Here is a 23,788-nt window from a genome sequence, read left to right as displayed (position 1 = left end):
TGCTCATAAAATGTCGCCACCCGACTGCTGATCTGCTGGTATTCCAGCGCGTTGGTGCCGAACAATTCCGCAATGGCGGGACGGGCGGCAGTGGCGGGGCCGGTGGCCACGCCGCCAGCGGCAGCCACGCGTCCGTGCTGGCTGACGTGGTCGCCGGCAAGGGTGGCGACGGCGGAAACGGCGGCGACGGCGGTGCTGGCGGTGCCGGCGGCAACGCCGGTGCTGGCGGCAGAAGCGGCCTCTTCGGCCGCGCCGGCAGCGACGGCCTCGGCGGCCACGGGGGTGCAGGTGGGGCGGGCGGAGCGCCCGGCGACGGCGGCAACGGCGGCCAGGCAACGGCCTTCCCCAGCAACGGCGGCAACGGCGGCGACGGTGGCGACCCCGGGGTCGGCGGCGCCGGCGGGGCCGGCGGGTCCGGTTCCATCGCTGGCACCAACGGCGTTCAGGGCAGCACACCGACCAGTGGCGGCAATGGTGGCAACGGCGGCAACGGCAACTCCCCGTTCCCCGGTTTCGGCGGCGGCCAGACCGGCGGCAACGGTGGCCACGGCGGCAACGGCGGGCTGGTCGGCAACGGCGGTGCCGGCGGCAACGGGGCCAATGGGGGCGCCGGCGGCGGCATCTTTATTCCGCCACCCGGTCAGGACGGCAGCTCCGGCGGCGCGGGCGGGCTCGGCGGAAACGGTGGCATGGGCGGCGCTTTGGCCGGCAACGGCGGCGTCGGCGGCAAGGGCGGCGCCGGCGGCAACGGGTCACACGGGGCTGCGGGCATCGACGGCGCGCACGCCGATCCGAACGCCTGGGGCGCGGCCGGTCAGGACGGCCAAGACGGAGGATCCGGCGGCGCCGGCGGCAACGGCGGTAACGGCGGTAAGGGCGGCGCTGCGCCGGCCGGTGTGGCAGGCCTCGACGGTGCGGGCGGAGCGGGCGGCAACGGCGGTAAGGGCGCGGCCGGCGGAAATGGCGGCAACGGCGCCAACGGACTACTTGGCAAAGGCGGTGATGGCGGCAACGGCGGCGATCCCGGCAGCGGCGGGGCCAAAGGTCTCGGCGGTTCGGGTTCCACCGCCGGCGCAAACGGCATCGAAGGCAGCACCGCCACCAGCGGCGGCAACGGTGGCAACGGTGGCAATGGCGGTGACGGGTACAACTTCGGCTCTAACCCCCAGGGCGGGTTCGCCGGAGGCAACGGCGGCCACGGCGGCCTGGTCGGCAACGGTGGCAACGGCGGTACCGGCGGCACCGGCAGCCAAGGAAATGCCGGCGCCGCGGGAGTTATCGGTGGCACCGGTGCGACCGGCGGGACCGGAGGCACCGGCGGCGATGGCGGCGCCCTGGCCGGCGACGGCGGTAAGGGAGGAATGGGCGGAACCGGCGGCACCGGCGGCACCGGCGGTGCGGGCAGCCAAGGCGCCCACGGTGTTGAGCTGGGCGAGGACGGCCAAGCCGGCGGCAACGGCGCTAAGGGCGGCACCGGCGGCACCGGCGGCACCGGCGGAGCCGGTGGTAAAGCGGTGGCCGGCAAGGCCGGCAGCCAGGGTGCCGGTGGCACCGGCGGCCAAGGCGGGACCAGCGGCATGGGCGGCAACGGCGGCAATGGCGCAACCGGCACCCTGGGCCTGAACAACGGCGCCGGCGGTAACGGCGGCGACGGCGGCGATCCGGGGCAGGGCGGGGCCGGCGGTGGCGGCGGTTCGGGTTCCACCCAAGGCGCGACAGGCGCCACCGGCAACATCGCCGGCAAGGGTGGTAACGGCGGCAACGGCGGCCAGGGCGCAGACGCCAACACTCCTGCTGGCACCGGCGCGACCGGCGGCAACGGCGGCAACGGCGGCCTGGTCGGCGACGGCGGCAAGGGTGGCGCGGGCGGGGCCGGCGGCCAGGGCCTTAATGGTGCGGCCGGCGCGATCGGCGGCACCGGCGGAAGCGGCGGAATGGGTGGCACTGGCGGCAAGGGTGGCGCGTGGGCCGGGGACGGCGGCGACGGCGGCGTCGGCGGTATCGGCGGTAAAGGCGGCACCGGGGGCACTGGCAGCAACGGCGGCAACGGTTCCTCACCCAGCCAGGGCGACGGCGGAACCGGCGGCGACGGCGGCACCGGCAGCAAGGGTGGGACCGGCGGCACCGGCGGCACGGGCGGAGCCGGCGGCACGGCCGTGTCAGGCAAGAGCGGCAGCCAAGGCGCAGGCGGCATGGGCGGTACAGGCGGCATGGGCGGTACGGGTGGCAACGGTGGTAACGGCGGCAACGGCGCTGTCCCCCATATAGACAACCCCAGTGCCGGCCGAGGCGGTCACGGCGGCGATGGTGGCTGGGGCGGTCAGGGTGGAGACGCCGGCAACGGCGGTGCCGGTTCGACATCCGGGGCCACCGGGACCGCCGGCGTTCGCGGCAACGGCGGCAATGGCGGCCACGGCGGCACTGGCGGTAACGGCGACATCTTCAATCCGACCGCCGGCGACGGCGGCGGTGGCGGTGACGGCGGATGGGGCCTCAACGGCGGCAAGGGCGGTAATGGTGGCACCGGCGGCACCGGGCCCGGCGTCTCAGGTGGCAGAGGCGGTACCGGCGGCGCCGGCGGTGAGGGCGGCTGGAGCGGCGTGGAAGGCACGCACAGCTCCGGCAAGGGAGGCGATGGGGGTACCGGCGGCACGGGTGGCGCCGGCTCCGGCTCCATAATCGTCACCGGCGCTCACGAAGGCGGCACCGGCGGCACAGGCGGCCGCGGTGGGGGCGGCACGGCCGGGGGCGGCAGCGGCGGCGCCGGCGGAACCGGCGGTCAAGGCGGCGACGGGCCCGCGCCACCGCTAGGCAACGGAGGAGCCAATGGCGGTGCCGGCGGCGCCGGCGGCGATGGCGGCTCGCGGTATCTCGACAACAGCACCGTGCCGGGCGGCAAGGGATCGTCGGGCAGCAATGGGGCCCCTCCGACCGGCATCGGCGGCGTCATCGGCGGAGCGGGCGGCGGCGGCGGAAAGGGCGGATCAGGCGCCTGACTCAGGCTGCCGACGTCACCCGGTACACGTCGTAGACACCTTCGACGTTGCGCACCACGTTCAGCAGGTGCCCGAGGTGCTTGGGGTCGCCCATCTCAAACGTGAACCGGCTGATCGCCACCCGGTCACCGGACGTGGTGACCGACGCGGACAGGATGTTCACCTTCTCGTCGGCCAGCACCCGGGTAATATCCGAGAGCAACCGGTGCCGGTCCAGCGCCTCTACCTGGATCGCTACCAGGAACACCGAGGAGGCCGACGGCGCCCACAGCACTTCGATGATGCGCTCGGCCTGCTGCTGCAGCGATGCGGCGTTGGTGCAGTCGGTGCGATGCACGCTGACACCGCCGCCTCGGGTTACGAACCCCATGATTTGGTCGCCGGGCACCGGGGTGCAGCATTTGGCCAGCTTGGTCAACACGCCCGGCGCGCCGGGAACCGAGACGCCGACGTCTTCGGTGCTGCGCGGACGGCGCGGCATGGTCGCCGGGGTGGAGCGCTCGGCGAGGTCCTCTTCGGCCTGGTCGATGCCGCCGAGTTCGGCCAGCAGCCGCTGCACGACGTGCCGGGCCGAAACGTGGCCCTCACCGATCGCGGTGTACATCGCCGACACATCGGTGTAGTGCAGCTCGCGGGCAACCGCGGCCATCGCCTCGCCGTTTACCAAGCGCTGCAACGGAAGTCCGCCTCGGCGTACCTCGCGCGCCATGGCGTCCTTGCCGGCTTCCAGCGCCTCCTCACGCCGTTCCTTGGCGAACCACTGCCGGATCTTGGTCTTGGCGCGCGGCGACACCACGAACTGTTGCCAGTCCCGCGACGGCCCGGCGTTTTGCGCCTTGGACGTGAAAACCTCGACTACTTCGCCGTTTTCGAGTTTGCGCTCCAACGCCACCAGGCGACCGTTCACCCGGGCGCCGATGCAGCGGTGACCCACCTCGGTGTGCACGGCGTAGGCGAAGTCCACCGGCGTCGACCCGGCCGGCAAGGTGAACACGTCCCCCTTGGGCGAGAACACGAAGATCTCTTGCACCGCAAGGTCGTAACGCAGCGATTCCAGGAACTCGCCCGGGTCGGCGGCTTCACGCTGCCAGTCGAGAAGCTGGCGCATCCAGGCCATGTCGTCGATCTCGGCGGAGGCATGCGGATGCGGAACGCCGTTGCGGCCCTTGGTTTCCTTGTACCGCCAGTGCGCGGCGATGCCGAATTCGGCGGTGCGGTGCATGTCGTTGGTGCGGATCTGCACTTCCAGCGGCTTGCCCTCAGGCCCGACGACCGTGGTGTGCAGCGACTGGTACACCCCGTACCGCGGTTGGGCAATGTAGTCCTTGAACCGGCCCGCCATCGGCTGCCACAGCGAATGCACAACTCCCACAGCGGCATAGCAGTCGCGGATCTCATCACACAGGATGCGAATGCCGACCAGGTCGTGGATGTCGTCAAAGTCGCGGCCCTTGACGATCATCTTTTGGTAGATCGACCAGTAATGCTTGGGGCGGCCTTCCACCGTCGCCTTGATCTTCGAGCCGTTCAGCGTGGAAATGATCTCGGCGCGCACCTTGGCCAGGTAGGTGTCACGCGACGGCGCGCGGCCGGCGACCAGTCGGACGATCTCGTCGTATTTCTTGGGGTGCAGGATCGCGAACGCCAGGTCCTCGAGCTCCCACTTGACGCTGGCCATCCCGAGTCGATGAGCAAGGGGCGCAATGACTTCCAGCGTTTCCCGAGCCTTGCGCGCCTGCTTTTCCGGCGGCAGGAAACGCATGGTGCGCATGTTGTGCAGCCGGTCGGCCACCTTGATCACCAGCACCCGCGGGTCGCGAGCCATCGCGGTGATCATCTTGCGGATCGTCTCGCCTTCGGCGGCGCTGCCCAGCACGACGCGGTCCAGCTTGGTGACGCCGTCGACGAGATGGCCCACCTCTTCGCCGAATTCCTCCGACAGCGCCTCAAGGGTGTAGCCGGTGTCCTCGACGGTGTCGTGCAACAGCGCGGCCACTAAAGAGGTGGTGTCCATGCCCAGCTCGGCCAGGATGTTGGCGACGGCTAGCGGGTGGGTGATGTAGGGATCCCCGGAATGGCGCAGTTGAGTGGCGTGCCGTTTGTCGGCGACCTCGTAGGCGCGCTGCAGCAGGGACAGATCCGCCTTGGGAAACACTTCCCGGTGCACCGCGATCAGCGGCTCGAGCACGGGATTGATGGCGCTGCTTCGCGCCGTCATTCTCCTCGCGAGCCGCGCCCGGACCCGGCGAGACGCGCTGCTGCTCGTCTTCGGTAGCTCTACCGGCGGCTCCGGCACCTCGGCGATGGGGAGCGGTTCGGTAGGCGGCGAAGCGGTTTGCAGCGAGCTTTGGTCGTCCGCCAAGTTAGGTCACCTCCGACCTAGAGGATATCCGGTTCAGCGCCCACAGTCGCCGAGCCGAACCACACTGCTAAAAGCCGCGCCGGAAACCGCAGCCCGGTTCGGTTCGCGGAGACTTCGTGAAGAACTAGGCGCAGCTCAGGCTGTGTACCGGCAGCGGCGCGATCGCGTGCCGGCCGCCCAATGACTCGAGTTCCACCACTACCACTGCGCCGGTGATGTTCGCGCCGGCGCGCTCGAGCAACCTGGTCGCGGCACCCAGCGTGCCGCCGGTGGCCAGTACGTCGTCGATCAGCACCACGTTGCGGCCCACCAGGTCAAGGCTGTCAGCCGGGATCTCCATGGTGGCCGTGCCGTACTCCATCTGGTAATCCTCGCTGAGCACCGGTGGAGGCAACTTGCCGCTCTTTCGGACGGACAGCAGGCCGATCCCCAACCGCGACGCGAGCGCGGCGGCTATTACGGCCCCACGCGACTCGATGCCGACCACTAGGTCGGCGTCGCCCGCGGCGTCGGCTAGTGCGTCGATGACCGCAGACATCGCCTCGCTGTCGGCAAACAACGGGGTCAGGTCTTTGAATTGGATGCCGGGCGTCGGAAAGTCCGCGACCTCCCGGGTCAGCGACGCGATTACGTCCGCTACCGGGGCGCTCCCCCTGAGTTCCATCACCGCATTAACGCCCATCGGTCCATGTTCCAGCCCGCCCCCCACCGGGTCGGATTCCTGCCCACCGCGAACATCTTTTTGGACGTCAGCAGCGTCCGCTGCTGCCGATATAACGGCAGCGTCGGCATATCTCCCCACAGTACCGGCGCGCCCTCGGCTAGCAATCTGACACGCTCAGCGGGGTCCGCAGAAACTGCGAGCGCGCTGATTATCCCGTCGACTTGCGGGTTTGCGTACCCCGACAGGTTGTTGCCGTTCCCGCTGTGCAGGGCATATGCGTCCATTGAGGACGATCCGGTGGACCCGCTGCCGGCCGCTCCGCCGGTGCTGGCCAGCAGCACGTCGATCTTTCCGTCCCGCAGCGCCTGCGGCCCGGAAGTGTCGAGTGTCACATTCGTGACGGTGATTCCGGCCGGCGCACACGCAGCGGCGATCGACCCCACCGTCGTCGCCAACCGGGCGTTGGGACTTCGGTACCCGATCCGCACCGTGAGCGCCACACCGCCCAGCGCGGCCCGGGCGGCGTTGGGATCGGCCTTGTTGAACTGAGCGGATTCGACCACCCCGTCGCCCGCGGACAGCGCGTCCTCAGTCGCCGGGGACAGGCGCGAGTTGGCGATCGCCACCCCGGCGTCACGGGCGATCACGTCCCGCGGCGTGCACAGCGCGAACGCGTGGCGGGCCGAGGGCGCCGCGAGCGGGCCCTGCGAGGCGAAAATCAGTTGCTGGATGCCGTTCGAGGGCGAATCGGCGCTTTGGTAGTTGTCCGGGGTCGCCAGTGCACCCGAGGATCCCGTCGCCACATCGACCACATCAACCTTGCGGTTGTTCACCCGGTCCTGGATGTCGCCGCCCTGCGGCCACACGGTGACCCGCTTGGTGATCGCCTTGGCGCCCCACCACCGGTCGTTGGCGACGAGCACCACGGCACCACCGTCCAGGACCCGGTCGATCTTGTACGGTCCGGACGACGGGAAGCGCTTGAGATCGAGACCGGGCTTGAGTTCCCAGGTGCTATTCCAAACTCGCGCAACCTGTTCGACCACCGACACCTTGTTGGTGAGCAGCGCCGTGGTGATGTCGGTTCCCAGGATGTCGCTGATGACGTGCGACGGCATCATCGAGGTCGCGGTGAACAGCTGGTTGTAGTCGACAACGCCACGGTCCGGGATGAATGACACCCGAGCCTTTTTCTGGCCCGGCGTGCACTCGATGTTGGCAATGTCGACGTACCCGGCCTGAGTGGCGGCGTCGAAGCCGGCGTACCGCCCGGATTGTGCCGCCCAGGCCAGCACCACGTCGTCACATGTCACCGGCTTGCCGTCGGAATAGACGGCGTTGTCGGCGATCTGGTAGTCGAGCACCAGCGGTGCGCCGCCAACCACTGAGATGGTCCCGAAGTCGTGGTCGGCCACCACCTGCCCGTCTGGCCCGTGATAGCCGAACCCGGTCAGGGTGCGGGCGAAGGCCTGGGCTCCCGCCGAGGCGGCACCGATGACGGTGTTGACGTTGTAGGTGGACAGCCCGCCGTCGACCACGTAGTTGATCTGGTCCGCGGCGCTATTCGAGCATGCGGTCACTGTGGACGCGCCCAGCGCGACCGTCAGGCCCGTGGCCAAGACAGCATTGCGCCAGCGACACCGGGTGGCCATTCGCCTACCGCTTGCCGGCGTTTCGCTTGCCCGTAGGCCGACGCGTTCCAGTGGGACGCACTGGTCGCGCACCTGGCGCAGGTTTATTGGTCGGCGCCGGCTTGCTAAGGGTGACCGCTTCGGTGACCTCGGTGGCTGCCTGCGTCGCGTCCTCGTCGGCGGACACCGCCTTCGCGGTGGCCTCCTCGCTGGGCGACTTCTCGGTCGTCGCCGCGTTGTTGCGCCGGCGCAGCACTCGGCGAGTGTGGGTGCGCACCAGTTCGGTGCGTTCCCGCATCGTCACCAGCAGCGGCGTGGCGAAGAAGATCGACGAGTAGGTGCCCACGATGATGCCGATGAGCTGCACCAGCGCCAGGTCCTTCAGGGTGCCGACGCCCAGTAACCACACGGCGACCACCATCAGCGCCACCACCGGCAACACCGAGATCAGGCTGGTGTTGATGGAACGCATGAATGTTTGGTTGACGGCCAGGTTCGCCTGTTCGGCGAAAGTTCGACGAGTGGTGTGTTGGAAGCCGTGGGTGTTCTCTTCGACCTTGTCGAAAACGATGACGGTGTCATAGATGGAGAACCCGAGGATGGTCAGCAGTCCGATCACGGTGGCGGGCGTGACTTCGAAGCCCACCAGCGCGTACACGCCGGCGGTCACCGTGATGTCGAAGATCATCGCCGTCAGCGCGGAAATGGTCATGTAGCGCTCGTAACGCACGGTGATGTAGGCGCCGACCAGCACCAGGAACACCACCAGCGCGATCACCGCCTTCTTGGTGATCTGACCGCCCCAGGTCTCCGATACCGCCGCATCACTGATGGCTTTCTTGCTGGGGTTGCCGTCGGGCCCCTTGGGATGGAACGCGTCGAACAGCGCGGTGCGCAGCTTTTCCGTCTGCTCGTTGGACAGCGTTTCCGAGCGGATCTGGACGGTGGCCGACGCGCCTTTACCAACGGTGACTACGGCTTCGGGATCCTTGCCGATGGCCTGATGGAAGACATTTTCGACGTCGGTGACCTGGATCGTCCCGGACGTGCCGGTCGAGGGCATCGACACCGTGGTGCCGCCCTTGAAGTCGATGCCGAAGGTGAAGCCACGAATGATGATGGCCAGGATTGCGATGGCCAAGATCGCGCCGCTGATGCCGTACCAGAGCTTGCGACGGCCCACCACCTCGAACGCACCCGTTCCGGTGTAAAGGCGGGAAAGGAAACTGTGGTGCGGCTCGGTAGTGGTGGCGTCGGCTTCGACGACCTTCTTGGACTCGGCAGACTTGGTTTCGGACACGTTGGCTTACCCCCGTCCTGTCTTTGCGGCGCCCGCGGCACGGCGTTCGCGGGCGACCTGCTGGACCGCACCCAGGCCGTTGTAGGCCGGTTTGCCCAGCCGTGGAGATTTCGAGGCCAGGTACACCAGCGGCCAGGTCACCAGGAACACGACGACCACGTCCAGAATGGTGGTCAGGCCCAGCGTGAATGCGAAACCCTTGACCTGGCCGATGGCGAGGAAGTACAGCACGGCGGCGGCCAGGAAGGTGACGGCGTTGCCCGACACGATCGTCTTGCGGGCTCGTGTCCAACCACGCGGAACTGCCGAGCGGAACGAACGGCCTTCTCGTATCTCGTCTTTGATGCGCTCGAAGAACACCACGAACGAGTCGGCGGTGGTACCGATACCGATGATCAGACCGGCGATGCCAGCCAGGTCCAGCGTGTAGTTGATATATCTGCCCAACAGCACCAAGATTGCGAAAACCATTGCGCCAGAAGCAATTAGCGACAACGCGGTAAGCAAGCCCAGTACCCGGTAGTACAGCAACGAATACACCAATACCAACGCCAGTCCAATCGCGCCGGCGATCAGGCCGGCCCGCAGCGAGGTCAAACCCAATGTGGCCGAGACGGTTTGAGCTTCCGAAGATTCGAAGGACAACGGCAGCGATCCATACTTCAGCACGTTGGCAAGCTGTTTGGCCGTGGCAGCGCTGAAAGGTGGCTCACCACCACTGATCTGGGTTCGACCACCCGGAATCGGCTCCCGAATCATCGGGGCACTGACAACCTGGGAGTCCAGCGTGAACGCGGTCTGGGTGCCGGTGTGCGCGGCGGTGTAGTCCGCCCAGACATTAGCCGCGCCACTCTTGAACTGCAGGTCCACGACGTAGCCGATGCTGTTCTGATTCATCCCGGAGGTCGCGTCTTGGATCTGGTCGCCGCTGATGATGGAAGGCCCCAGCAGGTAGGCCGTCTTGTGGTCGGTGGAGCAGGTGACCAGCGGCAACTTCGGGTCGTCGTTACCCGCGAGAATGTCGTCCTTGTCGCAGCGGGTGGCCTGGAACTGCAGCGCGACCATCTGGATGTACTGGCTGGTGTTCTGTCGCCACTTCTTCTCTTGAGCGATGCGCTCGGCGAGATCTTTGCGTGGATCCGGGGCCGCGGGCACCGCGGGAGGCGGCGCCTCTGCCGTCGGTGCCGGTGGCTGGCCGGGAGCCGGGCTGGGTGATGGGCCGGGAGCCGGGCTGGGTGATGGGCCGGGTGATGGGCTGGGCGCCGGATCCTGCGGATATGGCCGCGGCTGTCCGCGTGGCGGTGCCGGTGCAGGAGCAGGTGCGGGAGCGCCGGATTGCGGCGCGGGTGCGCCGGGGGCCGGAGCCGGAGCACCGGGAGCTGGAGCCGGAGCACCTGGAGCCGGAGCACCTGGAGCCGGAGCAGGAGCGCCAGGAGCGGGAGCACCGGGCTCGCCCCCTGTCGGCTGCTGACCCGGTTTGGTCTCCTCAGGCGGCGCCGGCTGCGCCGGCACCGAGTTGAGCACCGGCCGGATGTACAGACGCGCGGTCTGGCCGAGGTCGCGTGCCTCGTTGCCGTCGCTGCCCGGCACCGTGATGACCAGGTTGTCGCCGTCGACAACTACCTCCGAGCCGGAGACACCCAGCCCGTTCACACGCGAGCTGATGATCTGCTGTGCCTGCGCCAGCGCGTCTCGGCTGGGCCGCGAGCCGTCCGGGGTGCGCGCGGTCAAGGTCACGCGGGTGCCGCCCTGCAGGTCGATGCCCAGCTTCGGGCTGGCCTTCTTGTCCCCCGTGAGGAATACCAGCAGGTAGACGCCGATAAGCATGACCAGGAACACCGACAGGTAGCGGGCAGGATGCACCGGCGCCGAAGACGATGCCACGTTCCTTCTATCTCCTTGAGAATCGGTGGGGACCCGTGAGGCCTCCGCAGGGCCGCCTTAAGGACCGTAAAGACCCGTCAAGACCCGTAAAGACTACGTGGCGCGGCGCGAGTCGACGTCCTGCTCCTCGTCGGAGTCTTCGTCCGCCGCGTCCAGCGCGAGATTCTCGTCGTCATCCAGATCCTCGTCGTCGGGCAGAATGCGGTCGCGAATCGCCAACTTCATCCAGGTGGTCACCACACCTTCGGCGATCTCGAGGTCAACCGAGTCGTCGGTGAGGCTGACGACGGTGCCTTCCAGGCCCGAGGTGGTGTGCACCCGGTCCCCCGGCTGCAAAGACTCGTGCAGGTCGATGGTGGCTTGCATCGCCTTGCGCTGGCGCCGCGAGGCGAAGAACATGAACCCGCCCATGATGAGCAGGAACGGCAGAAATAAGACAAAACTCTCCATCAACACGCCTGTCTTTCGTATCGGTAGTGCTTCGAAATCCCCGCTCATTACGGGGCCAAGCGCCCGTCGACCGGGGCTCGTGCACGTCGTCAACCGTCCAGTCTGCCATTCCCGCAGGTCGCCAACTGACCGGCACCGTGTGACCCGCTACGCCCCGCTACGCGGCGCTTGCGATCACCACGGGACCAAATCGTGGTGACCCGCTACGCCCCGCTTCGCGGCGCTTGCGATCACCACTAGGCTCGTAACCGCGACGTGACCGCCGCGGCGCGGGAGGAGGAATCCGTGGCCAGCCTCGATCAGAGCCGCAATTTGGTCACCGAAATCCCGGGTCCCGCGTCGTTGGAATTGAACAAACGCCGCTCCGCCGCGGTGTCCAGCAGCGTGGGCGTCACGCTGCCGGTGTTCGTGGCGCGTGCCGGCGGCGGAGTCATCGAGGATGTCGACGGCAACCGGCTTATCGACCTGGGATCGGGCATCGCGGTCACCACGATCGGCAATTCGTCGCCGGCAGTCGTCGACGCGGTACGCCGGCAAGTCGCCGAGTTCACCCACACCTGCTTCATGGTCACGCCGTATGAGAGCTACGTCGCCGTCGCCGAAGAACTGAACCGCATCACCCCGGGTGACGGCGAAAAGCGTTCAGTGCTGTTCAATTCCGGCGCCGAGGCGGTCGAAAACGCGGTCAAGGTCGCGCGCTCCTACACACGCAAGTCCGCCGTCGTCGCGTTCGACCACGCCTACCACGGTCGCACCAACATGGCGATGGCGCTCACCGCGAAGTCGATGCCCTACAAGAGTGGGTTCGGGCCGTTCGCCCCGGAGATTTACCGGGCGCCGCTGTCCTATCCGTATCGGGACGGTCTGATCGATAAGGAACTGGCGACCGACGGAGAGAAAGCGGCCGCGCGCGCGATCAGCGTGATGGACAAGCAGGTCGGCGTCCGGAATCTGGCAGCCGTCATCATCGAGCCGATCCAGGGCGAAGGCGGTTTCATCGTTCCGGCCGAGGGATTTTTGCCCACCCTGGTCGAGTGGTGCCGAGAAAACGACGTGGTGTTCATCGCCGACGAGGTGCAGACGGGCTTCGCCCGAACCGGCGCGATGTTCGCCTGCGAGCATGAGGGCCCAAATGGTCTAGAGCCTGACGTGATCGTCACGGCCAAGGGAATCGCCGACGGACTGCCGCTCTCTGCGATCACCGGCCGCGCGGAAATCATGGACGCTGCCCACACCGGCGGGTTGGGTGGCACGTTCGGTGGCAACCCGGTGGCGTGCGCAGCCGCGCTGGCCACCATCGCGACGATCGAATCCGAGGGTCTGGTGCAGCGGGCGGCCCAGCTCGAACCGCTGCTCACCGAGCCGTTGCTGCGCCTGCAAGCTTCCGATGATCGGATCGGCGACGTGCGCGGCCGCGGGGCCATGATCGCCATCGAGTTGGTGAAGTCCGGCACGGTCGATCCCGACCCCGAGTTGACCACGAAATTGGCCACGGCGGCACACGCCGCGGGTGTCATCGTCTTGACGTGCGGAATGTTCGGCAACATCATCCGTCTGTTGCCGCCGCTGACGATCACCGATGAGTTGTTGACCGAGGGCGTCGAGGTACTGACCGGGCTGCTCGCAGAGCTCTAGCTTCGTACACGTAAGCGGCCATGCGGCCCGACGCCGGTGGTGCAACTCACAGCTAGTTCGCAGCGGAGATCGTTGAGGAATATCTTTACTTTAGCTAACGTTCTTTTAGTCAGCGCAAAGTTGCGCAGCCTGACCTCAATCTCTCTTTTGTAAGGGAACTGCCATGTCGAACACTGTTTCTGAAGAGCGGCTAGCCCAGCGCGTCAACGAGCTCGTTACCAACGACCCGCAGTTCGCTGCCGCCCAACCAGACCCGGTGGTCGCCGAAGCACTGGAACGACCCGAAGTGCGACTCCCTCAGGTCATCCAGACCGTGCTCGACGGCTACGCGAGCCGACCCGCGCTCGGACAGCGCGCCGTAGAGTTCGTTGCCGACGCCACCGGACGCACCTCACTTCAGCTGCTCCCCCGTTTCGACACCATCACCTACGGCCAGCTCGGCGATCGGATCGCTGCCCTAGGGCGGGCCCTGCGCCAGGACGCGGTCACAGTGGGCGATCGAGTCTGTGTGCTCGGGTTCAACAGCGTGGACTACACGACCATCGACATGGCCCTCGGCCAGATCGGTGCGATCTCGGTGCCGCTGCAGACCAGTGCCGCGATCGCGCAGCTGCAGCCGATCGTCGCCGAGACCGAGCCGGTCCTGATCGCCGCCAGCGTCAACCAGCTCTCCGATGCACTCGAGTTGATTCGCAGCGCACCCGCCCCCGCCAAACTTCTGGTCTTCGACTACCACCCCGAGGTCGACGACGAACGTGAGGCAGTGAACGGCGCCTCGACCGCCTTGGCAGGCATCGGGGTCGCCGTGGAACCGCTGGCCGAGGCGATCGCTCGCGGCAACGCACTGCCGGCGGCGCCGCTTGCGGATGTGGCCGAAGACGCACTGGCGCTGCTGATCTACACCTCCGGCAGCACCGGCGCACCCAAGGGCGCGATGTACCCGCAGGCCAACGTGGGCAAGATGTTCCGCCGCTCGGCCAAGAACTGGTTCGGTCCGACGGCGGCGTCGATCACCCTCAACTTCATGCCGATGAGTCACGTCATGGGTCGCGGCATCCTCTACGGCACGCTGGGCAACGGCGGCACCGCGTACTTCGCGGCCAAGAGCGACTTGTCGACGCTGCTCGAAGACCTGGCCCTGGTTCGGCCCACCGAATTGAACTTCGTGCCGCGCATCTGGGAGACCCTGTACGGCGAGTTTCAGCGCGAGGTCGACCGCGGCGCCGACCCAGCAGACGTGCTGGCCGACCAGCGGGAAAACCTGCTCGGCGGCCGCTTCATCTTCGCGATGACCGGCTCGGCGCCCACCTCGCCAGACTTGAAGGCCTGGGCCGAATCCCTGCTGGAGATGCACCTGCTGGACGGCTACGGCTCCACCGAAGCCGGCATGGTCCTGTTCGACGGTGAGATCCAGCGTCCGCCGGTCACCGACTACAAGCTGGTCGACGTGCCGGACCTGGGCTACTTCAAGACCGATCAGCCTTATCCGCGCGGTGAGCTGCTACTGAAGACCGAGAACCTGTTCCCCGGCTACTACAAGCGGCCGGAGATTACCGCCGATGTGTTCGACGAGGACGGCTATTACCGGACCGGTGACGTCGTCGCTGAGGTCGCCCCCGACAAGGTGGTCTACGTCGACCGGCGCAACAACGTGCTCAAGCTCGCCCAGGGCGAATTCGTGACGGTCGCGAAGCTGGAGGCGGTGTTCGGCAACAGCCCGTTGGTGCGCCAGATCTACGTCTACGGAAACAGCGCGCACCCGTACCTGCTGGCGGTGGTGGTGCCGACCGAGGATGCTTTGGCGGACCACGACGTCGCGGCGCTGCGCCCGATGATCGCGGACTCACTGCAGACCGTCGCGAAAGACGCCGGACTGCAGTCCTACGAGGTGCCACGCGACTTCATCATCGAAACCACGCCGTTCACCCTGGAAAACGGATTGCTGACCGGCATCCGCAAGTTGGCGTGGCCAAAGCTGAAGGCACACTACGGTGATCGGCTCGAGCAGCTCTACGCCGACCTGGCCGCGGGTCAGGCCAACGAACTCAGCGAACTGCGTCGCAGCGGGACCAACGCGCCGGTGCTGGAAACGGTGAGCCGTGCCGCGGCGGCCATGCTGGGTGCGGCGAGCACCGATCTGTCCCCCGACGCGCACTTCACCGACCTTGGCGGAGACTCGTTGTCCGCGTTGACCTTTGCCAATCTGCTGCACGAGATCTTCGAGATCGAGGTGCCGGTGGGTGTCATCGTCAGCCCGGCAAGCGATCTGCAAGCGCTGGCCGACTACATCGAGGCCGAGCGTCAGCCGGGATCCAAGCGGCCGACGTTCTCCTCGGTCCATGGACCGGACGCGGTCGAGGTGCACGCCAGTGACCTCGCCCTGGAGAAGTTCATCGACGCCGAGACCTTGGCTAGCGCGGCGAGTCTGCCCGCTGCCAGTGCTCAGGTGCGCACTGTGCTCCTCACCGGCGCGACCGGCTTCCTGGGCCGCTATCTCGCCCTGGAATGGTTGGAGCGGATCTCTAAGGAGCCCGACGGCAAGGTGATCTGCCTGGTGCGGGCCAAGTCCGATGCAGAGGCCCGAGCCCGGCTGGACAAGACGTTCGATAGTGGTGACCCGAAGCTGTTGGCGCACTACCGCGAGCTGGCCAACAAGCACCTTGAAGTGCTCGCCGGCGACAAGGGCGAGGCGGACCTCGGCCTGGACCGGGCGACCTGGCAGCGGCTGGCCGACACCGTCGACGTCATCGTCGACCCGGCGGCGCTGGTCAACCACGTGTTGCCGTACAGCCAGCTGTTCGGACCGAACGCGCTGGGCACCGCAGAGCTGATCCGGCTGGCACTGACCACGAAGATCAAGCCGTTCACCTACATCTCGACGATCGCAGTGGGCGGCGGGGTTGCACCAGGCAAGTTCACCGAGGACGCCGACATCCGGGTGATCAGCGCGACCCGTCAGATCGACGACGGCTACGCCAACGGATACGCGAACAGCAAGTGGGCCGGTGAGGTGCTGCTCCGGGAGGCACACGACCTGTGCGGTCTACCGGTCGCGGTGTTCCGCTGCGACATGATCCTGGCCGACACCACCTGGGCAGGCCAGCTCAACGTGCCGGACATGTTCACCCGCACCATGCTGAGCCTGGTCGCCAGTGGGATTGCGCCCGGCTCGTTCTACGAGCTGGACTCCGAAGGCAACCGCCAGCGCGCCCACTACGACGGACTGCCGGTGGAGTTCATCGCCGAGGCGGTCGCGGTCCTGGGTGCCGCGAGTGGGGCCGGCTTCGCGACTTACCACGTGATGAACCCGTACGACGACGGCATCGGCATGGACGAGTTCGTCGACTGGTTAATCGATGACGGCTGCGGGATCCAGCGGATCGCAGACTACGGCGAGTGGTTGCATCGGTTCGAGACCTCGCTGCGGGCCCTACCGGACGCGCAGCGCCAGGCTTCGCTGCTGCCGTTGCTGCACAACTACCAGAAGCCGGAACACCCCGTCTGCGGGTCGATCGCACCCACCGACGTGTTCCGTGCGGCGGTCCAGGAGGCCAAGATCGGCTCGGATAAGGACATCCCGCACGTCACGCCCGCGATTATTGCCAAATACGTCAGCAACCTGCGGTTGCTCAAGTTGCTCTAGTACGGCGAACAGACGTAAAAGCACCCTGGAACAATTGTTCCGGGGTGCTTTTACGTCTGTTCGCACTACGACTCGAAGCAGGAGTCGAGACCGCGCCATGTAGCATCCTGTGCGCACAAATATAAGTACGCAGAGCAATCGCGCGTGTCGCACCGCTGCTTGACCTCGAATTCAACTTGTGATATTCGGTATCGACTTGTCTTAGCAGTGCAGACTGTCGACAGCGCGGAACCGCGCCACTGCATCCCGCACGCGGAACATGCGTCCCGCTTCAGTTGGAATACCCTGTCCCCGTTGATCTTCCGCGCCTAGCCAGGTAACGCGTATATATCCGGATACGCCGATCCCTTATGGAATCGCATTCATCGACGTATGACAAACACTGGTGTACGGATTTCGAGCGAGCGGCCGGTACTGATTATTGGAAACATTAATGTATTCATTTAATTGGTCCGAAATCCAGGAACTTACGGTGTGGCGGGTGTAACGTTCACCGCATTCGCAGGTCAGTCGATGTTGTCAGTCGGAAGGATTCCCGCAGTTGTCGTCGTTTGCGACCGCTCCAACCGACGGTGTATTGGCGGCGGCGAGTTATTTGCGTCGGCCCGAGCAGTCGGCATCGACGGCGCCAGGCAGATCAGCGCCACGACTGGCGGCTGCGGCGGTGCCACCTTCGGCGCCCCTGAGCCCGCCTCGCGGACCGGAGCCAACAGCGGCAGCGGCCTTAAGAAGAACGGCTCGGCGGGTAGATCGGTTCTTGGTGACGCCCTCAGCAACGCTCCGGGCAGCCCCAGCCGACATGAGGAACGGTCCGAGGACACCCCGTGCGGCAAGTCCCGAACGAACGACACGGCCGAGACTAAGACGCCGCGGCCGGATCCTTCGAGGTGACCAGTACGTTCATAGCCACTGTCGCTACAGTAGGCCCCCACCTGCGTTTAAGAGTCGCATCACGTGGATGCGAACTATTAATTGACCACACACTCAACATTTCTTGACAACAGTCAACAAGAGAGTGTGATTTCCGCGCGAGCGTGCTGTTTTTAAATCCGTTCGGTCTAGCATTCACGCTCCCCTGCCCAATGCATCGCAGCAGCTCTTAATGTTGCGTCGAAGGGCACAGCTTTTATCGCGTTCCACTGTGTTGCGCAACCGTCACCCTGATACGGCGTTAATCTTGGTGGCGAGATACGCGCATGGGAATGATGTCCCCGAGATCAAAAACGGCCGCTCTGTCTTCTTTCTTATTTACCCTTCCTAAAGGTTCTCGTCACGGCCAAAGGAACATCCATGAAAATCTTTTTGTATGAAGTTCCGGATTTCTCTACAATCCGAGCGAACGATAGGATACCGTTTGCTGCGCGGCATCCGAGAAGACACCTCTCGCAGTCATATATGCCTTTGCCTGCGCATGTGGTCTCGCCAAGGGAATAGATGCCGGGCCGCTGCGAGGACGAGTTTTCGAGGAACGAGAGACGAGGATTCACCCGTGGGATCTGATGGACGCGACGGGACGCGGCAGTTCAGACCCATTGGGCAACAATCGAAGTAAGGGCGTGTACTGCACCACCCAGAGGCGCGTTCGATGCCCTGGACGGTGTTGAACAGCCGTAAGCAGCACGGCATAGCCCGAGGAAATTGCGGAGAGTCATCCAAGTGAAGTTCAGGTGAGCCTAGTAGTTGCGTGAACGACGCCATACCCAAATCAATATTAACTAGACAGAGCCGCCGCGGTAGTAATCCGTAGTGGGTTATTGCGCTGCGAAGTCACTCTAGCGAGCCAATCGAAATTCCACTTTCTCCATCTATCGAGAGAGGCAGTTCGGTGCCATCCACCACCCCGATCGAGTTGTTGCTGCGATCAATCCAGAACGATGTCTACGGTCATGGCGGTTTTGTCAGTGAGGAATATGAATTCTTCCCTCGACAACCGCTGCCCCAGCACCTACCCGCTCAATGGTCTTTGTGGGATGAATACGTGTCCAACCTTCCGGCGTGGTATCGGACAGGCCAGGTATGCCGCAATCTGGCGAGCTTGCCGGTGTTGGATCCGGCTGAATTACCCGATGAGTATCTTGTCCGCGCCAATATGGTCTTAGGGGTTCTCGCGCTCGGCTGGAAATATAGTTGGCAAGAAATGGACGAAGGCGGTCAGCATGCCAATGCGGCTTCGTTAGCCAGAATCGGCGCGACTGGCGGCACTGTGCTCGAACCCGTGCACGCGCAGATCATGCAGCCTTGGCAGGCCATCTGGCGCCGCATGGGCCGGCACCGCTCGTGCGTGGAGAGCGATTTGTTCGTCGCCAACTTCGTGTACGGCGAAGATGCACCTTATGCGCCCGAACACGTGACCGGCAACAACTCGAGGCTGCTCGTTCCGTTTTTCCAATCACGCACTGAGCACCGATTCTGGTTCTCCGTCGTGGAAATTTGTTCGCGATTTCCAGGCGTGAGCGCGCCACTGAATCTTCAGCGAGCCATGCTGACCGACGACCACGCCGGCATGGTGGCGCAACTGGTTCGCCTCGCTCGGCTTTGGCAGACCATCGTGGAAGAAGTGCTGGCGTCTGCCGACACGCGCGTCAGCGCCATCGAGTGGGGAAACACCACTGCGCGCTGGACCGCGGCGATGTTCGAAGGCGAAGAAGGTTTCTCAGGTTTATTCTCGCCCGCTTGGCACGTCATGGACCAATTGATCGGGCGTACTAAGTACGGCTCTTTCCTTGGGCAGATCATGTTGAGAACACGAGCGATGCTGCCTCCCTCGTGGCAAAAGCTGATTGCCGCAGTCGGGGAAATGCCCGTGTCCGATTACGTCGCCACACATCGGGCGCGGTGTCCAGAACTCGAGGAGGCTTATCACTACCTCTGTCAGAGTTACGACTACTTCTTTCAAACGCACCACCGTAAAGTGTTCGCCTATTCTTACCAAGCGATCCTGAGTGGTCGCGAGAAAAGCAACGGTGGTATCGAAGGGACCGCAGCAACGCCGGGATGGGAGCTGGCAAATCGACATCTGCGCGTAAGCGCCGCTGAGCGTTCGACCGGATTGCGGCGAAATCGCGCTAGATTGTCAGCCGAACACAGATGCCACCGCGATTCGCGATTATTGATTTTGCCGGTACGCGACATGGGCTGGCTACCGGGTGACCGCGCCGCAATTGGAATCGAACGTGTCGACGGAACACGCACCACGATTCTTGCCAATTTCGTGCACAGAGAGCCAGCCGGTGACCACACGTACTTTTGGCTGCGCGCCGCCGAGAACATCAAAGGCATCAGCTCCGTTGAGCGTCAGCCCAGTCCATTCTGTCGCCCCCCTAGTCGACCGGCTTCCGTTGTCATTTTCTCCGACCTCAGTTGTCTAGGTATGGCACTGGCGATCGGAAACCACGAGCACGCGAACGAAACCACCATCTGGCAAGAGAGCGCCGACCTTCCGCCTGCGCTTCATCCGCTGGTCAACGGTAGGACGAGGGTAAGAGCTGACCTGGATCTCGCCGCCGCCATACTGCGCGAAGCTCGCGAGATACATCGCATGATCGATAGTGGGGTCCACTTCTATGTGCTCGGCGTCGCGTCCTTTGTCCGGCGCATTCATGGTGCACTGCGGCTCGCCATCGGAATGCATTCCGCATTGGTCGGTGACGCGGTCCGTCGGCTGCGCGAGCAGCGCCGGTTGAACTTCTGCGTTCAGGTGGATGCGCTCCCGAATACCGACAAGAGTTTTTATCCATGGAATATTGCCACCGCTACCGATCCGAAACGCCGTGTGCGTGTCGTATGTAAAGGCAAGGTCCTCGACATCACGTCATTTCTGACCATCCACCTCGGTGGCGACACCATCTTGTCTATGCTGGCCGGCACCGACATCACCAGGGAATTCGAAATTGCCCACGGCGCCGCGTCCAAGACGCTCGGCATGCCCGATGTATTCGTCGAAGGTGTAGCGGCGCCGATACCAAAACATCTACAGCCCATGACCGATTTTCTCTACAAAGTGGTGCGCTACACCAACGCCTTCGTAGTAACCCAGGCCGAAGTACAGCAAAACAACGAAGACGACATCTATGTACAAGCCTGCGGTTTATCGAATGCTATAGAGCTTTGGCCCGAGGCAACCATGTGGGGCCAAGAACTCGCTGACGTACTTCGAATCGACACCGAGCGTTACAACAGAATGAGCGGTCTGTGCAGCGCCGCACACAAGAATACCGTGGCCTTCGTGAAGGAATGCATGGCGGATCCGGACTCACTTACGACGTGGACTGACGAACTTACGTCGTGCATTCGTACCTACGAAGATTACGGGCGCATGCTGATTACCCACCTATGCGATATTTTGCGGCGGACTTATCACGACGGTGCCGATTCCATCGGTCAGACGGCGCCCGCTCATATTGACGATGTCATACGGTTCGCCCAGATCCGTCTTGGCGGTCTCGGACGGAGCAGGGCCTCATATGTTCAATGCTGAACTGCTCCGCGGCAAACTTCGCGGCCGAATCCTTCTTCCCGACAGCGCCGACTACGATTCGGCGCGCCGACTCTGGAACGGTCGGATCGACCGACATCCCGCGATGATCGTGCAGTGCCTCGGGGTGTCCGATGTCATCGAGGTCGTGCGGTTCGCCAATGCGCAGACGGCCCCCATCGCCGTCCGCGCCGGAGGCCACGGCGTCGCCGGACACGCGATGATCGACAACGGTGTCGTCATCGACCTGTCCGCCCTCAAAGGGGCATTCGTTCACCGCGAATCCGCAACAGCCTGGGCCCAGGCCGGCTTACTCGGCAACGAACTCGACCACGAGACCCAGCAATTCGGCTTAGCCACCCCCTTGGGCACCGTCTCGCACACCGGGATATCCGGACTCACCCTGGGCGGAGGCTACGGATGGCTATCCCGGCGCTACGGTTTGGCGTCCGACAATCTCCTGGCTGTCGACGTCGTGACTGCCGAAGGCGAGTTTCTGCGCGCCGATCACGACAACCGCGCCGATCTTTTCTGGGCCCTGCGCGGCGGCGGCGGAAACTTCGGCATCGTCACCAGCTTCCACTACCGACTGTTCGAACTCGGCCCCAAGGTTTTCGGCGGATCTATTACCTTCCCCATCGCTGACGCCAAGGCAGTCCTCGACTTCTACCGTGAATACACCCACCAATGCAGCGACGACGTGACGATGTACCTCACCTTCATGCACGAGGCCCGATCAGCACGTGTGCGTCGTGTCATTGCTGTCCGACCTGTCCGCCGCCGACAATGCTCGACTGGTTGCACGCTTGCACTCACTGGGCACGCCCATCCGTGACGACCTGGGCACGACGCGCTACACCACGCAGCAGAGCATGCTCGACACCCACGTGCCTCACGGAGCGCACTATTACTGGCGGGCTGGCTACATGGGAGCCGGATCTCTGACCGACACCGCGGCTGCGGCTCTGCTCGATCGCGTGGCCGCTATCACCTCCCCCACCAGCCTGATCTCTCTGGAACACGTGGGCGGCCGTATCAACCATTGCGCACCCAGCGACACCGCGTTCCCGCACCGAAGCGCCACCTACAACCTGCTGATCTGTTCGGCCTGGGACAGGCAACGGCCGGCCACCGAACACGTTCGCTTCGCCGATGAGTGCTGGCATGCGATGGCGCCCTACATGCTGGGAAATTCGCTCTACCAGAACTACGGCAGCGCCGACGCCCGCGCCGTCTATGCGGACAACTACGCCCGCCTCGCAGCACTCAAACACAAGTTCGATCCCGATCAGCGGCTTACCGGCAACGGGTTATTCGCTGACCTCAAGAAAGGTGAAGAATCGTGAACAGCAGCCCCTTCTACTCTGACCTAGAAGCTCGTATGCAGGCCGCGCTCAAAATAGGTTTGGAAGATTTTCGCGAAAGCAAGTACTTCGGGTATTGCAGCGAATACCACGACTTCCTCTGGGCCGACGACCGCTACACCTACACTCACCGCAAACGCCTCCCCCACGCTCCTTACGAATTCGCAGCCCGATACGTCGGCATACCCTTGCTGAATCTCCTACTTGATTTGGGAATTCTCACGAACACCTGGTTTCCCGGGTACTACGACATCGAAGACGAGTTCGCCAACGGCCGTCAACCACCGAAGCACCCAAGCGGTCGTGTATCTCAAATGGTTCTTTTCTACAACACCCCTGCTGGGCTTTAGAAGCTGTGCAAGATAGAGATCACATTTCAGATACTGCACACCGACCTGGACGGTGACTTTGGATTCAAAGAGCCCATAATTTCAGTTACCGAAACCTACTCTGCTGAACCCGAAAAATACGTAGACCTGAGCAGAGCAAACCAGGCCGCTCCTGATTACCATCTCCTCGGCGAATCGTGGGTGATCTGAATCCAGGTTGCATTCGCCTCTGACTTTTGTCGATCTAGCAAACCCCCGGGACGCCAGCCGGTTGGGTGCATCTGAATAACCTTGGCAGACATGGCACTTCGGGCACCTGCGGCATCGGACTCTCTCGTTGTTGTTGGCCGGAAGTGCCGCTGGGCGCCAATTCGGGTGAGTTGTTCAGCCATGCATTCAGCTTCGTCGAAGCACGGACATGAGCGCAGGGGCGCATCGCCATTCCATCCGGGCTGAGCAGAACGTGGGTGAGCAACTTACTGATCGATGGCGGATGTGACCGTCTGAAGACAAATCTACATACTTGTATTCAATTTTTCGGTATTCGATACATCCATGGCGCGGCGCGTGTAGCGTTCCCCGCGCATTCGCGTTTCAGTCGCTGTCAGTCGGAAGGATCCTCAATGTCATCCCATGTTTTTGTTTCAACCGACGGTGTTAGTGCGGCGGCGGGTGATTTGCGTCGGTTGGGGGAGGCGTTACGGGTGGCAACGGGTGCGGCGGGGCCCGCGACGGTAGGAATTGTTCCGTTGGCTGGTGACGAGGTGTCGGCGGCGGTGGCGCGGTTGTTCGGTGCTTATGGGCAGGAATATCAGGCTCTCAGTGTGCAGGTGGGGTTATTTCATGACCGGTTTGTGCAGGCGTTGAGTGCCGGAGCCGGGGCTTATGCGGGTGCTGAGGTGGCTGGTGCTTCGCCGTTGCAATTTGTGGAGCAGGGTGTGCTGGGGTTGATCAACGCGCCCACTAACACCTTGTGGGGACGGCCATTGATCGGTGACGGGGTCAACGGGGCAGCGGGCACGGGGCAGGCCGGTGGGGATGGCGGGATCTTGTGGG

The 23,788-nt window shown here is 64.6% G+C and carries 14 protein-coding genes; 8 read left to right on the top strand and 6 right to left on the bottom strand.

The window, feature by feature from the left end; genetic code table 11:
- The first annotated feature begins 146 nt into the window (after positions 1–146).
- Positions 147–2,996 carry a PE family protein gene (locus A5634_RS28555; protein WP_437339938.1) on the top strand — a complete coding sequence of 950 codons (2,850 nt, stop codon included), beginning with the start codon at positions 147–149 and terminating at the stop codon, positions 2,994–2,996.
- 1 nt (position 2,997) lies between these two features.
- On the opposite strand, the gene A5634_RS03965 is transcribed toward A5634_RS28555, so the two are convergent.
- The 6 genes from A5634_RS03965 to yajC all read right to left on the bottom strand — a co-directional run bounded on the left by A5634_RS03965 (position 2,998) and on the right by yajC (position 11,287).
- Positions 2,998–5,358, bottom strand: coding sequence for a RelA/SpoT family protein (locus tag A5634_RS03965; RefSeq protein ID WP_065142785.1), 2,361 nt, complete (start codon positions 5,356–5,358; stop codon positions 2,998–3,000).
- Positions 5,359–5,482: 124 nt separating this feature from the next.
- Positions 5,483–6,040, bottom strand: coding sequence for an adenine phosphoribosyltransferase (locus A5634_RS03960; RefSeq protein ID WP_081290182.1), 558 nt, complete (start codon positions 6,038–6,040; stop codon positions 5,483–5,485).
- Entirely contained in the window at positions 6,022–7,674 is a 1,653-nt protein-coding gene (locus tag A5634_RS03955; protein WP_065142783.1) for an ABC transporter substrate-binding protein, read from the bottom strand. Before A5634_RS03955 ends, A5634_RS03960 begins: the two co-directional genes overlap by 19 nt.
- Before the next feature lie 4 nt (positions 7,675–7,678).
- Entirely contained in the window at positions 7,679–8,953 is a 1,275-nt protein-coding gene (secF, locus tag A5634_RS03950; protein WP_065142782.1) for a protein translocase subunit SecF, read from the bottom strand.
- 6 nt (positions 8,954–8,959) lie between these two features.
- On the bottom strand, positions 8,960–10,837 hold the full coding sequence (secD, locus tag A5634_RS03945) for a protein translocase subunit SecD (RefSeq protein ID WP_065142781.1): 1,878 nt from the start codon (positions 10,835–10,837) through the stop codon (positions 8,960–8,962).
- 93 nt (positions 10,838–10,930) lie between these two features.
- Positions 10,931–11,287 (bottom strand): preprotein translocase subunit YajC, encoded by a 357-nt coding sequence (gene yajC, locus A5634_RS03940; RefSeq protein ID WP_065142788.1) that lies wholly within the window; start codon positions 11,285–11,287, stop codon positions 10,931–10,933.
- Positions 11,288–11,572: 285 nt separating this feature from the next.
- On the opposite strand from yajC, the gene gabT reads away from it, so the two are divergent.
- From gabT to A5634_RS03905, 7 genes are all read left to right on the top strand, one after another.
- Positions 11,573–12,922, top strand: a complete 1,350-nt coding sequence (gene gabT, locus A5634_RS03935) for a 4-aminobutyrate--2-oxoglutarate transaminase (protein ID WP_065142787.1) — start codon at positions 11,573–11,575, stop codon at positions 12,920–12,922.
- Positions 12,923–13,085: 163 nt separating this feature from the next.
- On the top strand, positions 13,086–16,565 hold the full coding sequence (gene car / locus A5634_RS03930) for a carboxylic acid reductase (RefSeq protein WP_065142780.1): 3,480 nt from the start codon (positions 13,086–13,088) through the stop codon (positions 16,563–16,565).
- 1,825 nt (positions 16,566–18,390) lie between these two features.
- Entirely contained in the window at positions 18,391–21,042 is a 2,652-nt protein-coding gene (locus A5634_RS03925) for a cytochrome b5 domain-containing protein (RefSeq protein ID WP_065142779.1), read from the top strand.
- Complete coding sequence (locus A5634_RS03920; protein ID WP_065142778.1) at positions 21,029–21,874, top strand: FAD-binding oxidoreductase; 846 nt, start codon at positions 21,029–21,031, stop codon at positions 21,872–21,874. Before A5634_RS03925 ends, A5634_RS03920 begins: the two co-directional genes overlap by 14 nt.
- Entirely contained in the window at positions 21,846–22,385 is a 540-nt protein-coding gene (locus tag A5634_RS03915; protein WP_065142777.1) for a BBE domain-containing protein, read from the top strand. The genes A5634_RS03920 and A5634_RS03915 overlap by 29 nt, the downstream gene beginning before the upstream one ends.
- On the top strand, positions 22,382–22,753 hold the full coding sequence (locus A5634_RS03910) for a hypothetical protein (RefSeq protein ID WP_065142776.1): 372 nt from the start codon (positions 22,382–22,384) through the stop codon (positions 22,751–22,753). The genes A5634_RS03915 and A5634_RS03910 overlap by 4 nt, the downstream gene beginning before the upstream one ends.
- 602 nt (positions 22,754–23,355) lie before the next feature.
- Positions 23,356–23,788: PE family protein (locus tag A5634_RS03905; RefSeq protein ID WP_155769347.1), on the top strand; the 433-nt coding region annotated here is incomplete at its 3' end.

Source organism: Mycobacterium asiaticum, assembly GCF_001673365.1.
GTDB classification, from domain to species: Bacteria; Actinomycetota; Actinomycetes; order Mycobacteriales; family Mycobacteriaceae; genus Mycobacterium; species Mycobacterium asiaticum_A.
The sequence above is the reverse complement of the archived record's forward strand: the minus strand, read 5'-3'. Positions and strand labels throughout refer to the sequence as shown.